Origin of the sequence: Curvibacter sp. AEP1-3, from assembly GCF_002163715.1 — a bacterium.
In the GTDB taxonomy this organism is placed as follows: domain Bacteria; phylum Pseudomonadota; class Gammaproteobacteria; order Burkholderiales; family Burkholderiaceae_C; genus Allorhodoferax.
This window is the reverse complement of the sequence record NZ_CP015698.1, coordinates 3,818,640-3,832,511: the sequence shown is the minus strand read 5'-3', so window position 1 is coordinate 3,832,511 and position 13,872 is coordinate 3,818,640. Positions and strand designations below refer to the sequence as shown.

The 13,872-nt window shown below is 56.7% G+C and carries 9 protein-coding genes; 5 read left to right on the top strand and 4 right to left on the bottom strand.

Annotated features, from left to right (window positions below; genetic code table 11):
* Positions 1-28 precede the first annotated feature (28 nt).
* The 4 genes from AEP_RS17995 to AEP_RS17975 all read right to left on the bottom strand — a co-directional run bounded on the left by AEP_RS17995 (position 29) and on the right by AEP_RS17975 (position 5,674).
* Complete coding sequence (locus AEP_RS17995) at positions 29-787, bottom strand: formylglycine-generating enzyme family protein (RefSeq protein WP_198301852.1); 759 nt, start codon at positions 785-787, stop codon at positions 29-31.
* Between the two features lie 481 nt (positions 788-1,268).
* Entirely contained in the window at positions 1,269-3,716 is a 2,448-nt protein-coding gene (locus AEP_RS17990) for a response regulator (RefSeq protein ID WP_198301851.1), read from the bottom strand.
* A gap of 81 nt (positions 3,717-3,797) precedes the next feature.
* Positions 3,798-4,595 (bottom strand): substrate-binding periplasmic protein, encoded by a 798-nt coding sequence (locus tag AEP_RS17985; protein ID WP_087496672.1) that lies wholly within the window; start codon positions 4,593-4,595, stop codon positions 3,798-3,800.
* A gap of 407 nt (positions 4,596-5,002) precedes the next feature.
* Positions 5,003-5,674: a TetR/AcrR family transcriptional regulator gene (locus tag AEP_RS17975; RefSeq protein ID WP_087496670.1), complete on the bottom strand. Its 672-nt coding sequence runs from the start codon at positions 5,672-5,674 to the stop codon at positions 5,003-5,005.
* 77 nt (positions 5,675-5,751) lie between these two features.
* Between AEP_RS17975 and AEP_RS17970 the strand changes: the two genes are divergently transcribed.
* The 5 genes from AEP_RS17970 to AEP_RS17950 are packed head-to-tail and all read left to right on the top strand — an operon-like array spanning position 5,752 to position 13,731.
* Positions 5,752-7,188: an efflux transporter outer membrane subunit gene (locus AEP_RS17970; protein WP_157673205.1), complete on the top strand. Its 1,437-nt coding sequence runs from the start codon at positions 5,752-5,754 to the stop codon at positions 7,186-7,188.
* Between the two features lie 11 nt (positions 7,189-7,199).
* Positions 7,200-8,345: an efflux RND transporter periplasmic adaptor subunit gene (locus AEP_RS17965; protein WP_157673204.1), complete on the top strand. Its 1,146-nt coding sequence runs from the start codon at positions 7,200-7,202 to the stop codon at positions 8,343-8,345.
* A complete protein-coding gene (locus tag AEP_RS17960; RefSeq protein ID WP_087496667.1) occupies positions 8,342-11,452 on the top strand; it encodes an efflux RND transporter permease subunit in 3,111 nt (1,036 codons plus the stop codon). Before AEP_RS17965 ends, AEP_RS17960 begins: the two co-directional genes overlap by 4 nt.
* Positions 11,453-11,484: 32 nt before the next feature.
* Positions 11,485-12,393 (top strand): alpha/beta fold hydrolase, encoded by a 909-nt coding sequence (locus AEP_RS17955; protein ID WP_087497408.1) that lies wholly within the window; start codon positions 11,485-11,487, stop codon positions 12,391-12,393.
* Positions 12,394-13,731 carry an MATE family efflux transporter gene (locus tag AEP_RS17950; RefSeq protein ID WP_087496666.1) on the top strand — a complete coding sequence of 446 codons (1,338 nt, stop codon included), beginning with the start codon at positions 12,394-12,396 and terminating at the stop codon, positions 13,729-13,731.
* Positions 13,732-13,872 lie beyond the last annotated feature (141 nt).

Sequence of the window (13,872 nt, the reverse complement as noted above, 5' to 3'; positions counted from 1 at the left end):
CACTGGTCCTTAGAAGGCACCAAAATCATTAAGGCAAGCTTTTTGCACACCTGAAACCGATGTAAACCACTGCAGTGGAGGCCGGTTTGGATTGCAAATGGTCGAGATGCATCTGGGCCGCCCCGTACCACCAGGAGCCTCCGCGCGTTGGACGGTCAGCATCCGCTGACGCGGCATCACCGTTATTGGTCCATTCCCAAACATTGCCGCCCATGTCCCATAAGCCATTGACGCCAGCTCGCGTAGTTCCAGTCAAGACATGGCCGCGACCTCTGGAAGTGACCAAGCCACCGGAATAAGCTTCGAGAGTGTTGATGGCCCCGCAGTCGCCCAGGCAGTTGGCGCCTTCAGGGCTGATACCTGTTGGGTACGGATACCGTGTGTCCTTCAGGAATCCAGCTGTTGGTGCGATCCGGCGTTCGGTGTAGGCCGCCTCCATCCATTCGGCGTCACTGGGAAGCCGCTTCCCCGCCCATTGGCAATATGCCTTGGCCTCATTGAACGTGATGTGCACCGCGGGTTCTCTGTCGTTTGCAGGAACACCATATGGAGTGCGCCAAGTCCAACCTTTGCGTTGCACCCAACCACCCTCATAGGTACTTCCGCCTCCCGCACTTTCGGCTGTGGTCACTACACCGGTGGCTTGAACGTAGCGCGCAAACTGCGCGATGCTCACCTCGGTCCGGTCAATCGAAAAACCTCTTATGGCCTGCATGTCGTCATTCGCCGCCCTGGCCATGGAACCAGCCAACATCCAAAGAAGTGTGAGCAGCCATAGATTTCTCATGAAGCAATTCTGGAGTCAGTCTAATAACCCGATCATTTGTGGTGGTGAGAGAGAGTCAAGGATGAATGGTTGTCTCCATCAAAAGACTCCGCGCAAGGTTGGCAGATGGGCATTATGAAAACCGTTCTAGCAACCTGTCATGTGTGCCAGCTTTTGGAAGCAGAGATTGCAGCAGTGGAATTCCGCTTCGGGCCAACTGCAGACACTGGAGAATGTCAGCTTTTTGCTCTGCTGATAGACCGTTCGAATAGTGGAGATGATTAGCCTCGATTGCAGGGGTGAATCTTCCGATCGCTGGTCCCGGGTCATGTAATTCGTTCGCGAGTGCCGTTTTCTTAAGATGGTTCAAATTAATGAACTACCAGATGAACAAGCATACTTAGACGCATACGAATAAAGGAGTTTGATCAAGAGCGCCTTGGTTAATCATCTCGCAGACACCAGAGGGCCTGAGTTAAGAGCTTTGCTTATATGAAATAACTTATTCAACTCGGTGCAAATGACGATCCATCACCTGAGAGAGACCTTCCTTGGTAAATGGTTTGGTAAGAAAGTCATTCATCCCAGCTGCGAAACAGGCGTCTTTGTCCGATTGCATTGCATTTGCGGTCAGTGCCACGATTGGAGTGGTCTTGTTCGGACCTGAGCCAGCGCGAATTTTTTCGGTGGCTTCAATTCCATTCATGACAGGCATTTGGACGTCCATCAGAATCAGGTCATAGGACCTGCTTTCTGCTGCAAGTACCGCCTCAGCACCGTCTTTCGCAAGGTCTACTTGAAAGCCCATGCGCTGTAGCAGCACCGTAGCTAGCTTCTGGTTAATCGGATGATCCTCAACCAACAAGACCAAAATCTTCCCCGCACCTGCTTCTTGCGATTGACCTTTGACTTCCGCAACAGTCCCGATTTTTCCGGTCATTGGGGCACTTGGTGCATCCAGCTTTGTTGGAGCCTTGACAAGTGGCAGTTCAAACCAAAAGAGGCTGCCCACGCCTTGACTGCTCTGCACTCCTATGCTGCCTTGCATTCCCTCCACTAGTTTTTTGGAGATCACCAGGCCTAGGCCAGTTCCGCCGAATTCTCTGGTCGTCGAAGTATCCACTTGTACGAACTTTGAAAAAAGTTTGTTCAAGGCTGATTCAGGAATACCTATGCCGGTATCTGATATCTCAAACCGCAGGCCTGTTGGAGTGGGAGCAACATGCAGCGAGACCTCACCTTGCGTTGTGAACTTGACTGCATTGCCCAGTAAATTGAAAAGTACCTGTCGGATGCGATGGCTGTCGCCAATATAGGCATCATGAGCTTCTTGAGGAATCTGTACTCGAAACGCGAGTCCCTTCTCATTGGCTTTGATTTGCATGACTGTGGTAACAGACTGAACCAGTGGAGCAATCGAAAAGGCTAGCGCCTCAAACTCCATATGCCCCGCTTCAATCTTTGACAAATCCAGAATGTCATTGATCAGAGCAAGGAGCGCCTCCCCTGAGTGCACGATATTGCGTGCGAAAGATTTTTGCTCTGGATTTAACTCACCATCAAGGAGCAAACCGGCCATTCCTAACACACCATTCATGGGAGTACGGATCTCGTGGCTCATGTTGGCGAGAAATTGGCTTTTCGCTTCGTTGGCCTCTTCTGCAGTGGCCTTGGCGCTCACCAGTGAGGCTTCGATTCGTTTGCGTTCCGTGATGTCTGTACGAATGCCAATGTATTGTTGAATCCGGCCATCTATGTCCGTGAGCGGAACAATTGTGGTCTGGAACCATGTGAGGTCACCATTCTTGTTACGGTTGCAAAGCTCACCGTGCCAAACATTCCCGCCAGTGATACTCAGCCAGAGATGCTTGTAGAACTCCTTGTCATGTTGGTTCGACCGCAAAATGCTGTGGGGTTGGCCCAGCAACTCATCCAGGGCATATCCGCTAATGGCACAAAAGCGTTCATTGGCATAAGTGATGCGTCCAGCTGTGTCAGTAATGCTGACGATCGCATGCTGGTCGAGCGCGTACTTCTGGTTATCCAAGTCCTGAACACGCATATCGTGCTCGTGTCGCAGACGGATTAACCGAAGGAAATACGCTGCGCTTGTCAGTAAAGCGATGGACAAAATGACAAACACCACCGTCAAGGTGTTGCGTACTTCTTTAAGCCAGTCGTCCAGTACCCGGTCTTCATTGAGCTTGACTACCAGTACGACTGGGAAATCGCGGGATACACGGTAGGCGCTAAGTTGGGCGTTTTTTTGTGGGTCGGTTTGTCGCAAGCGACCTGAAACGGACTTGTCCAGTAAAGCCATGATGGCCGGGTCGATATGGGCATTGGGTTTGAATCGCTCTGCCGTACTGAGCAGCAGACTCCCATCCATGCGCATCAACGCAACTTCGCCATCGGCAAGGTTCAGGTGGCGGTCGTAGTAATTGAGAAAGTAGTCCGGATTTAGAGTGGCTACCATGGAGGCATAGCCACCTGAAGGCTGCGGAAGGTCTCGAAGCACCGGAATAATGGATTGGGGCGGAGCCAAGGCATCTTGTGCCACGGGACGTGCGCCGGACAAATCCCGCCCATCCATCAGCGGGCCGATGCGTAACAAGGGCAAGGGGCCATCGGACTTAGGTAACACAATGCTCTTGTCAAAGCGAACGCCGATGTTGGTAGCCACTGAGCTATCAAGCACGAGGCCACTTTCATCCACAAGACTGATGGAGCGGATGTATCGTGCGTTGCGCGTAAGTTTTTCTGCGGATGTAGGTGAAAAGGAAGCCTCTCCTTGTTGAACAAGACTGACATCCATTACGCTGAGCGTTTGTGTCAGATGCTCCTCCAATGCGCTGGCCAATTGCGCAGCATTGAGCAAGCCGTTATCGATAGCCTGGCTCCGCAGGCGCCACAAGTGGTAGCCGGTCAGCCCCAGTACAAATGCCGTCAAAAGCACCGCACCCAGTGCGAACGCGGATTTACTCAGCCACCGTGGTCTTGGGTATTTGTGCAGAGCCATGGACCAATGGGACTAGTCCCGCACTACGACAGGTTCCAACCCATTCTTTTTGGAGGCAGCCAAGAGCCGGCCATCGCGCTTGGTATCGGCAACAAATTTATCGACTCGTTGCAGCCAAGTTGCGTCCCCGGGAGCAACTGCGTAAGCGTAAGATGTCAGATGATAGGTGGCCGTTGGACTTACCAGCCTGGCCCAATCAGTTTGCTCCAGCATGCGCCGGCTAAATGGGAAGTCTGTCATGAAAACATCAGCACGTCCGGATTCAACATCCTGTTCCCGACCCTGTGGAGTTGCGTTGATAGACAAAGTAGCCGCTTTGAGCTTGTCGCGCATCACCGACTCGTGCAGCGTGCCTTTGGCTACCGATACAACCACTCCGGTTTGATCAATGTCGTCCCAGGTTTTGATGCGGCGGTTGCTTTTGGTGGTGATGGCATAGATGTCGCTCACCAGATACGGCTGAGAAAACTTCAACTTCTCAGCGCGCGCCGCGGTAATCCCCACGGCAAACATCGCGACATCGCACCGGTCCTGCGTCAGATCTTCGACCAGTTTGGCAAATGAGCTGTCAACGTAGCGAAGCTTGACGCCCAAGTCCTTGGCAAACGCCTGCGAAAGGTCGATGTCTATCCCCTCAAGTTGTTGAGTTTTTGGGTTTCGATAGGAAATTCCAAAATAGTCTGGCCAGATGCAGACGCGTAGCTCCTTGCTACTGGAAATCCGCTCTGAGCGACCACTCTGGGCGTGGGTCATACCGGTCCCTAAAACCAGTAACAGTATGAACCCAAAAAAATGGAATTTGGTTGTCATGATTGAGCCCGTATTTAACAAAAAACAGTGTATTTCAATAAAACAAATCGTACTAGTCCGACATTTCCCATTTTTACTAGCACTTGAGTTCGAGACCGAGGGGAATACCACTGCTTTCGGCGACATTACTTGGTGTGTTGCTTTCTCCATGTTTCCCTACAACTTGGGCACGCAACACACTGATAGATAAACCGAACTTCTCTTCGGGGCCAAGAGCTGCCGTTAAAGCATGACCGCTTTGCAGCAGCGCCTTAAATGGGTGAGACCCTATACGAGATCTTCATTTTGTCGCATGCTGTTTGGTTCACGTTGCAGATATTTCCTGAAGGACCAGAGTGCTGCTGAATACTGGTTATGAACGATACAAGCAGCACGTTGATGGCGTCGCAGCTCAGGAAACACGTGCTTTAAGTGGATGGGCTGTAAGCCGCCATAAACACCCTCACAGCTTCTCGCAAAAGCGCATTGTCTGAGCGCTCTTCTGCAGGGACGAGCTTCAACATACCCAGTATGTGGCTCTCTCCGAGAAACATCGCAAGAAACAGATCTGCAGCAATCCGTGGTTGCCGTACTTTGAGGCTGCCGGCAGCGTGGGCGGCGTGCAGGTAGTCAGCGAGTTCGCCAGTAAGACGATCCGGGCCTTGCCGGTAAAAGGCGGCACATGCATCTGGCTGTTCACCGGCAGCGCCATACATAGTGCGAAATTGTCCGAGTACTGTTTCATCCCGCATCAGCGCAATGAACTGCGCCCCAATTTTTTTCAAGGCGGATTCCGGGTGAAGCGGGTCTAGGGCCTGCTTACCGCTGGATGCTGCCACAACGCCTTCAGTGCGGTCTTCGATTACCGCTTCAAACAAACCATCTTTCGACCCGAAGTGGCTGTAAACGGTCATCTTCGACACTCCGGCGTCCGCCGCAATGGCGTCGATGTTCGCGCGCTCGAAGCCGTGCGCATAGAAATGTTCACGTGCTGCCATGAGGATTCGCCGCACGCGCTCTGGGTCGCGGGGGCGACCACGTTTGGGCGATTCACTTGTGGCTGAACCTTTTGGGTCGGCTTGAGAAATTTCTTTTTTCATGTGCTTATATGTACTTGACAGTACAGAATATACCATGCACATTACTGTACACACGAGTACAAAAAAGGACTTATTTCATGCACCAACGATTGATCCCACTGACAGCTGCGCTGCTTCTGGCGGCATGCAGCAGTGCACCACCCGCTGCGCCCAAGCCCGCGGCAGCGCTGTCTGAAAGTTTTCGAAGCGCTGCGGTCACGTCTGGTTATCTTGTAGATGCGCGCTGGTGGAATACGTTTGGCGATGCCACCCTTACGACATTGATTGAGCGCGCATTGCAGAACAACCATGAAGTGGCAATTTCCTTGCAGCGAGTGCAGGCTGCGCGTTCAGGGCTCACTGCGCAGGCATCACGCCTTTTCCCGGCGGTCGGCATTCAGGCCAGTGCCTCGCGCAGCAATTCCGATCTACCCGAAGCGGTCAAACAAGGACAGCCCGACACGCGCGCATTGCGCTTGGGCGTCGATATGACTTGGGAAATAGATTTGGCAGGCGGCGTGCGCGCTGCACGGGATGCTGCGGCGGTTGATGCGCTTGGAGCTGAGGCGGGAGTTGCAGGGGCTCGATTGATGGTGGCCAGCGAAGTAGCGCGGCAATACTTCATATGGCGCAGTGCCAGCGAAAGGCTGCGCATTGTGGAAGCGTTGTCACGCGACCAGCGTGAAACTGCACGCCTGGTAGAGAGCCGACGCCGCGAAGGACAGGCTAGCGCCTTTGATGTAGACCGTGCCCGCGCTGAGGCTGACGCATTTGACTCGCAATTACCCCCGCTACGCACGCTGGCCGGCGTAAGCCAGACACGGCTGGCAGTGCTACTGGGAGAAAACCCTTCTCTGCCCCTTGATGGCGTTGCGTCCACTTTTGAGTGGCCAGCAATACGGACCATTGCGCCGGGCCAACCCAGTGAACTCTTGCGGCGCAGACCCGACCTGTTGGCAGCAGAGTCGCGCCTTGCGGCAGAAAACCTTCGCACGCTGGAAGCACGCGCGCAATGGTGGCCCAAGCTATTTTTGAGTGCCATTGTGGGTCAACAAGACTTGCAGCTCAACGCACTGAACTTGAGTCCCGTGCGCTTCAGCAACGTGGCACTGGCGCTGGCAGCGCCGATCTTCAACGCTGGGCGGATAGATGCAGGCGTTCAGGCGCAATCAGCCAAGGCCACTGAGGCCATTCATGCCTGGCAGCAGGCAGTGCTAGTGGCTGTACAGGAAGTGGAGGACAGCCTGCTGGCACAGCAACAGGAACAACAGCGCTACATCGCGCTGACCAGCACGCTAGCGAACCGTAACCAATCACTGCAACACGCCCAGCGTCTGCTGAGTGCCGGGCAGATCGACAAGCTGGCCCTACTGGACGTACAGCGCTCCGTACTGGCCGGTGAATTGGCCATCTCGCAGAGCCATTTGCAGCAGCAACTGGATGCTGTGCAGCTATTCAAGGCATTGGGCGGTGGGTTTGAGACCCGCAGCGTGCCAGGCACCGTGGTTTCTCTAGTTCAACCTGTAATTCAATGAAAGCCTCCGTCATGAAGAACCGTTCAATCCCTATCGTCGCCCTGACGACCCTCAGTATGGCAGCCGCGTCCTTGTTCATAGCAGGTTGCAGCGATAAGCCTGCACCACATTCTGCAGTTCGATCCGTTTATGTCAGCATGGTGGCGTCGGCCGATGGGGCCGACCAACGCAACTTTACGGCCAGCGTGCGCGCCCGGGTCGAAACTGAGCTTGCCTTCCGCACGAGCGGAAAGGTGGTTCAACGACTCGTTGACGTGGGTACACAAGTACGCGCAGGTCAAGCACTCGCGCGTTTGGACACCAATGACTACGCACTGGCAGTCCAGGCTGCAGAAGACCTAGTAAGGGCTGCGCGGGTAGACGCTGAACAGTCCGCCTCTGATGAGGCCCGCTTCCGTCGCCTTTCTGCGGAGGGATCAGTCGGTATGGCCGATCACGAACGCCAAAAAGCCCGCGCAGATGCAGCTGCCGCAAGGCTCAGCCAGGCGCAAAGCCAGTTGGCGTTAGCCCGAAACCGAGACACCTACACCACGTTGGTCGCACCTTACGACGGAGTCGTAACTGCCTTGCGGATAGAAATGGGCCAAGTGGTTGCGGAAGGACAGCCTGTGCTGGCGGTGGCGCGTGACGGCGAACGCGAGATCGTTGCGGACATTCCAGAGGAGTGGGTTGGCCGCGTTCGTACGGCCGCAGCCAGCGCTAATGGCTGGTATGAGCGTGACAACACTGCACTACCCCTGCGCCTGCGTGAGTTGTCACCCCTGGCATCTGCGCAGGGTCGCACTTTCCGTGCACGTTTCGCAGCGACCGAGGCATCCCGCAAGATGATTAGCCAACTGCCTTTGGGTAGCACCGCGCAACTGCAATTGGCCACCAAGGACTCCGGCGAACGTGGAGTGCAGTTGCCCGTAACTGCCTTGGTGAAGGGTAGTGGTCAACCCGGTGTCTGGGTGCTCAACACATCAGCCAACGGGCTGGTATTCAAGCCGGTGCAGGTACAGACTATCGACGATAGTAGTCTGCGGGTTACTGGGCTATCCACGGGCGAAAAGGTGGTGACTGTTGGAGCGCAAAAGCTCGATGCTGGTCAGGCAGTGCGTGCAATCGAAAGGCCACTGGCGCAGTTGAGTCAGGCCACAACACGGAGCGGATCATGAAACGCTTCAACCTCTCCAAATGGGCAGTCACACACCAATCCCTTGTGCTGTTCCTCATCATTGCAACACTGATCGTCGGCATCTTTTCGTTCAGCCGCTTGGGTCGCCTTGAAGATCCGACCTTCGAGGTGCCGCAGATGACGGCAGTCGTGGTGTGGCCGGGTGCCACGGCGCAGGAGGTTCAGGACCAAGTGCTTAACCGCATAGAGCGCAAGCTACAGGAGATCGATCAGTTCGACAACGCGCGCAGCTTTGCTCGCCAGGGCTACGGCGGAATTAACCTTTGGATGAAGGGCGGAAGCACTAAGGAAGAGCTGGACGCTGCCTGGTACCAGGTACGAAAGAAGATCGGCGACATCCGCCAGGAGTTGCCTGATGGCGTGCGCGGACCATTCTTCAACGACGAGTACAGCGATCGTTATAGTGTGCTTTATGCACTGAGTGCGCCCGACCTCTCGATGGCCGAACTGCTGACCGTCACCGAAGATGTGAAGCGCAAGCTACAGAGTGTTCCCGGTGCTGGGAAGGTCGACGTGCTGGGCAAGCAGGCTGAGCGCGTGTACGTAGAGGTCTCTACGCGGCGCCTGGCGGGACTCGGCGTCCCGCCTTCTGCTGTATTCGAAGCTCTGGCACGCCAGAATCTGGTGGCGCCCGCAGGCTCGTCTGACACTACACACGACCGCGTGCTGGTAAGGGTGGATGGGCAACTGGGCGGTGTACGGGATATATCAAACGTCACACTAGAAGTGGGCGGCAAGTTGCTGCGATTGGCCGACATTGCCACTGTTAGCAGCGGATACGAGGACCCTCCGAGCTTCAAAATCCGCCACAACGGAGTGCCCGTGCTGGCAATTGGTGTCAAGCTGCAGAAAAAGGTCAGGGTCACCGACTTCGGCAAAGCGATGGAGGTGCGCTTGGCGCAGATCCGACAGGAACTCCCCGCCGGTGTGGAGATCGAGCAGTACGCCGACCAGCCACGCGTGGTCGACGAGTCGATCTGGGAGTTCGAGCGCTCCTTCCTGGAGGCGCTAGCGATCGTACTCGCGGTCTGTTTCGTGTTCCTTGGCTGGCGCACCGGCGTTGTGGTTGCTGCCTCGGTGCCGCTGGTCCTGGGCCTAGTCGCGGCAGTGATGTACGCCCTAGGCTGGAACCTGGACCGCATCTCGCTGGGTGCACTGATCATTGCGCTTGGTTTACTGGTCGATGACGCCATCATCGCGGTCGAAATGATGGTGGTGAAGCTTGAAGAGGGCTGGGACCGTCTTGAGGCTGCGACCTACGCCTACACCTCGACCGCGTTCCCGATGTTGACGGGTACGCTGGTCACCGCAGCTGGATTCATGCCTGTCGGATTTGCGAAGTCCATCGCAGGTCAATACGCGGGGGGAATCTTCTGGGTGGTAGGCCTTGCGCTGATACTGTCGTGGCTGGTAGCAGTGATTTTCACACCTTATCTCGGTGTGAAGTTGCTGCCCAAGAATTTGAGCCAAGGCTCGCACCACGAGGCGTACGACCGGCCGGTCTACCGCCGGCTGCGCCGCATTGTTGACTGGGCAGTGCAACGCCGTATGGTCGTTCTGGCCCTAACCGTAGCGTTGCTCGGCGCAGCTGGCGCCGGAATGTTAACGGTTCAGCAGCAGTTCTTCCCGACGGCGGCAAGGCCGGAACTGTTGGTCGAGCTGCGTCTGCGCGAGGGTGCGTCGTTCGCGGCAACAGAGCGTCAGGTCAAAGTGCTGGAGAGTGTCCTGGCCAAGGACCCCGACGTCGAGTTCTTCACGGCTTATACCGGGGGAGGCACGCCGATCTTCTACCTTTCGATCACACCGGAACTGCCGAATCCCGGGTTCGCGCAAGTCGTCGTCAAAACCGCAGGAATTGAGCAGCGCGAACGGGTGCGTGCACGGCTGTTGGAGCTGTTTGCCAAAGACGAAGCTCTGCCCGATGTGAAGGCGCGGGTGACTCGGTTGGAGTTCGGTCCACCCGTGGGCTTCCCGGTGCAGTTTCGGGTGATCGGACCCGATAAAGCCGTGGTACGTGACATCGCCTATAAGGTGCGCGACGTGGTGCGCGAGAGCACGCTGGTGCGTGACACGCAGCTTGACTGGAATGAGCAAGTGCGTTCAGTCAAGGTACAGGTCGACCAGGACAAGGCTCGCCAACTGGGCCTCACCAACGCCGACATCCAGGGCTTGGTGCAGACCACGCTGGATGGCGCGCCGGTCACGCAGATCCGGCGTGGCGAGGAACTGATCGACGTTGTCGTGCGAGCCACTCCGGAAGAGCGAAGGAGCATCGGTCAAATCGGCGATTTGCAGGTCTTTACGCGCAGCGGCGTAACGGTGCCGTTGTCGCAGATTGCCCGCATCGAGCCAACTTTCGAAGAGCCGGTTCTGTGGCGGCGCAACCGCGACATGGTACTGACTGTGCGTAGCGACCTAGCTGACGGTGTGCAGGGTCCATTTGCTACGGAGCAAATCCGGCCTTCGCTCAAGCCCATTGTGGACAACCTGCCCGCGGGCTACCGCATCGAAGAGGGCGGCGCCATCGAGGAAAGTGACAAGGCCAACAAGGCGCTGTTCGCGGTCTTCCCGGCCATGTTCGCTGTAACGCTGCTGTTTCTGATGATCCAGTTGCAAAGCTTCTCGCGCATGTTCATGGTTTTCATGACCGCGCCGCTGGCGATCATTGGTGTCGTGCCTGCGCTGATGATCTTCCAAGCGCCCTTCGGCTTCGTGGCACTGCTGGGTGTGATCGCGCTGGGCGGGATGATCATGCGCAATTCGATCATCTTGGTTGACCAGATCGACCAGGACATCGCGCACGGCGTTGCGCCCTGGACGGCCATCGTTGAAGCGACGGTCAGGCGCGCGCGCCCGGTGGTGCTGACGGCCGCTGCAGCAGTGCTGGCCATGATCCCACTGACGCACAGTGTCTTCTGGGGGCCTATGGCGATCTCAATCATGGGCGGTCTGGTGGTGGCCACGGCATTGACTCTTGTTTTTGTACCCGCCTTGTACGCCGCATGGTTCCGTATTCAGCGTGACAGTTCAGCGCAGGTTTCGACGGTTGAACCGCTCACAACCACAGCCATATCCGCAGGTCAATGACACATCTAATCAACTTTGCTAAGGAAACAAACATGTCTGCAAGCACTCTTTCCCATTCCAGCATCACTATCCCGGGTGTCATTGAACATTTTCTCGACCCTCTTGGGGCAGAGGCAAGAAATCAGGGGCGACTGCGCTACCTCAAAGGTGGAACCGGAGCGCCGTTGATACTGCTGCACACCGTGCGCACTCAGGCAGAACACTTCCGCCGCCTCATCCCACTGGTCCAGGAGCGGTACACCGTGTACGCGCTCGATCTGCCAGGCATGGGTTACTCACAGATCGTGCCGGGAGCCTCGTATGACGAGCATGCGATGCGAGCGGCTGTGAAGCGCCTTATTACCCAACTCGACCTGCACGACGTGACAATTCTGGGCGAGTCGATGGGCGCGACGCTCGCCCTCACCACCGCGGCCGATATGGGAAAGCGTGTACGCCGGGTGGTGGCCATCAACGCTTATGACTACGCGGGCGGGATTGCGCGGTCCAGCTTGCTGGCCCAGTTTGTCGTGACCGGCGTGCTGGCGCCGGGCATCGGCCCCACATTCGCTAGCATCGAACCCAAGCCGATCATGCGCGCGGTGCTGCGTGGAGGTCTCGGCGACAAGGCCGCCCTACAAGACGACTACCTCAATGAACTATTAAAAGTTGGACGCCGCCCCGGCTACCCGGGCGTGGCCCGGGCGGTGTACGGGAATCTGCCCAGCCTCATCGCGGCGCGTGCCCGGTATCCCGAGATCCGCGCACGCGTGCACCTCATCTATGGCGAGACCGATTGGTCACGTCCGTCGGACCGACAAGCCAATCGGCAAATCCTTCCTGCAGCCGACTTCATCCAGGTGCCTGGTGCGGGACATTTCATTGCCTTGGAACGCCCAGAGGTACCCGCCAAAGTACTGAACGACGCGATTGCATCGATCAGTACAGAAGGAAGCAGATAAATGATGGCGGCCAATCCCATGCTCGATGGCCCTTTGCTGCCCCTGCTGGCCCGCCTTGCACTTCCTACGGTGGTGGTTATGTTCCTGGTCACACTGCTAAGCGTGGCCGAGACCTACTTTGTCAGCGTGATCGGCACGGACGCAATTGCTGCGGCATCGTTGGTCGTGCCGGTGATTCTGTTGATGACCATGGTCTCCAATGGCGGCATCGGCGGTGGCGTTTCGTCCGCCATCGGCCGCGCACGTGGCGCTGGGCAAGAGGATGAGGCTCAAAGCCTGGCGTGGCACGCATTTGTGCTGGGGCTTATTTTCGGCCTCGGTTTCACGCTCGTGCTTTGGATGGTCGGGCCAACGCTGTACCACTTCCTTGGCGGACGCGGTGCATCACTAGAGCAGGCCGTGCTGTATTCGAACATCCTATTCGGTGGGGCTGCAGCTTCCTGGGTGCTGACGCTTCTGCAATCGGCTCTTCGTGGCACAGGGAACGTCAAGGTGCCGGCGTTGATCATCGCGAGCTCAGTGTTTATAGGTCTTTTGATCTCTCCTGCGCTCATTTCGGGCTGGTATGGTTTGCCCCCTCTTGGTGTGGCGGGTGCGGGCGTGGCGCAAGTGCTGACCAATCTGATCGGGCTGTCGAGCGTTGTGGTCTACATGCGCTCCAAACGCAGCAGCCTGCGGCTGCAGCCCTATCCCCTGCGGCGTGACCATTTCGCGGCCATTCTCAGAGTTGGCCTGCCCTCCAGCGTGAATGCGGCAATGTCTAATTTAGCGCTCACGGCAGTCACCGCCGCAGCGGGCAGTTTTGGAGTGGATGCCATAGCTGGGTATGGGATTGCCTCTCGTATTGATAGTTTGCTGGTACCCATCCTTTTTGGCTTCGGAACCGCCGCTCTCACTGTAGTAGCAACCAATCTTGGAGCCAGACAAGTCGCCCGCGCCCGTCGCGCAGCTATCCTCAATGCGATCTTTGTTGCCTGTTTGCTCGAAGGTCTTGGGCTGTTGCTGGCGTTCTGGCCCGAGCTATGGCTGGGCTGGTTCACCCACAACCCGGAGGTACTGAAGGTCGGCGCGCTGTACCTGCTGATCGTTGGTCCTACCTATGGTCTGTCTGCCATCAGCATGGAGCTTTATTTCGCTGGTCAAGGAGCGAGTCGTATAGGCTGGCCGATGGTCGCAACGGCTACTCGTTTGGCATTTGCGGTGTTGGCTACTGCGCTTGCCGCCAGTGGATCGGTAAGTCTGAGCGTTGCCTTCTTTCTGGTCGCAGCGGGCGTCGTGGCGTCAGCAGTCATTAGCTTGTGGGGTTTCGCCCGCACCTCTTGGGAAGAAAAGAGGTGAGGGCAATCGCCAAAGCACAGGTGAGACCAGTTACTCGCAACCGAAGGTTGCGGTTGCGATTTCGGTATTCAGCGAACGTCAGCTTTGGGGCCGTAACTTTGATAGCCGCTAAGTCCGCTTTGGGTCGACAGCCGTCTGCTG

What these genes read in the sequence shown, in the direction of transcription:
- AEP_RS17995 (WP_198301852.1), bottom strand. Translation starts at nt 787, where the DNA reads ATGAGAAATCTATGGCTGCTCACACTTCTTTGGATGTTGGCTGGTTCC.
- AEP_RS17985 (WP_087496672.1), bottom strand. Translation starts at nt 4,595, where the DNA reads ATGACAACCAAATTCCATTTTTTTGGGTTCATACTGTTACTGGTTTTA.
- AEP_RS17975 (WP_087496670.1), bottom strand. Translation starts at nt 5,674, where the DNA reads ATGAAAAAAGAAATTTCTCAAGCCGACCCAAAAGGTTCAGCCACAAGT.
- AEP_RS17970 (WP_157673205.1), top strand. Translation starts at nt 5,752, where the DNA reads ATGCACCAACGATTGATCCCACTGACAGCTGCGCTGCTTCTGGCGGCA.
- AEP_RS17965 (WP_157673204.1), top strand. Translation starts at nt 7,200, where the DNA reads ATGAAGAACCGTTCAATCCCTATCGTCGCCCTGACGACCCTCAGTATG.
- AEP_RS17960 (WP_087496667.1), top strand. Translation starts at nt 8,342, where the DNA reads ATGAAACGCTTCAACCTCTCCAAATGGGCAGTCACACACCAATCCCTT.
- AEP_RS17955 (WP_087497408.1), top strand. Translation starts at nt 11,485, where the DNA reads ATGTCTGCAAGCACTCTTTCCCATTCCAGCATCACTATCCCGGGTGTC.
- AEP_RS17950 (WP_087496666.1), top strand. Translation starts at nt 12,394, where the DNA reads ATGATGGCGGCCAATCCCATGCTCGATGGCCCTTTGCTGCCCCTGCTG.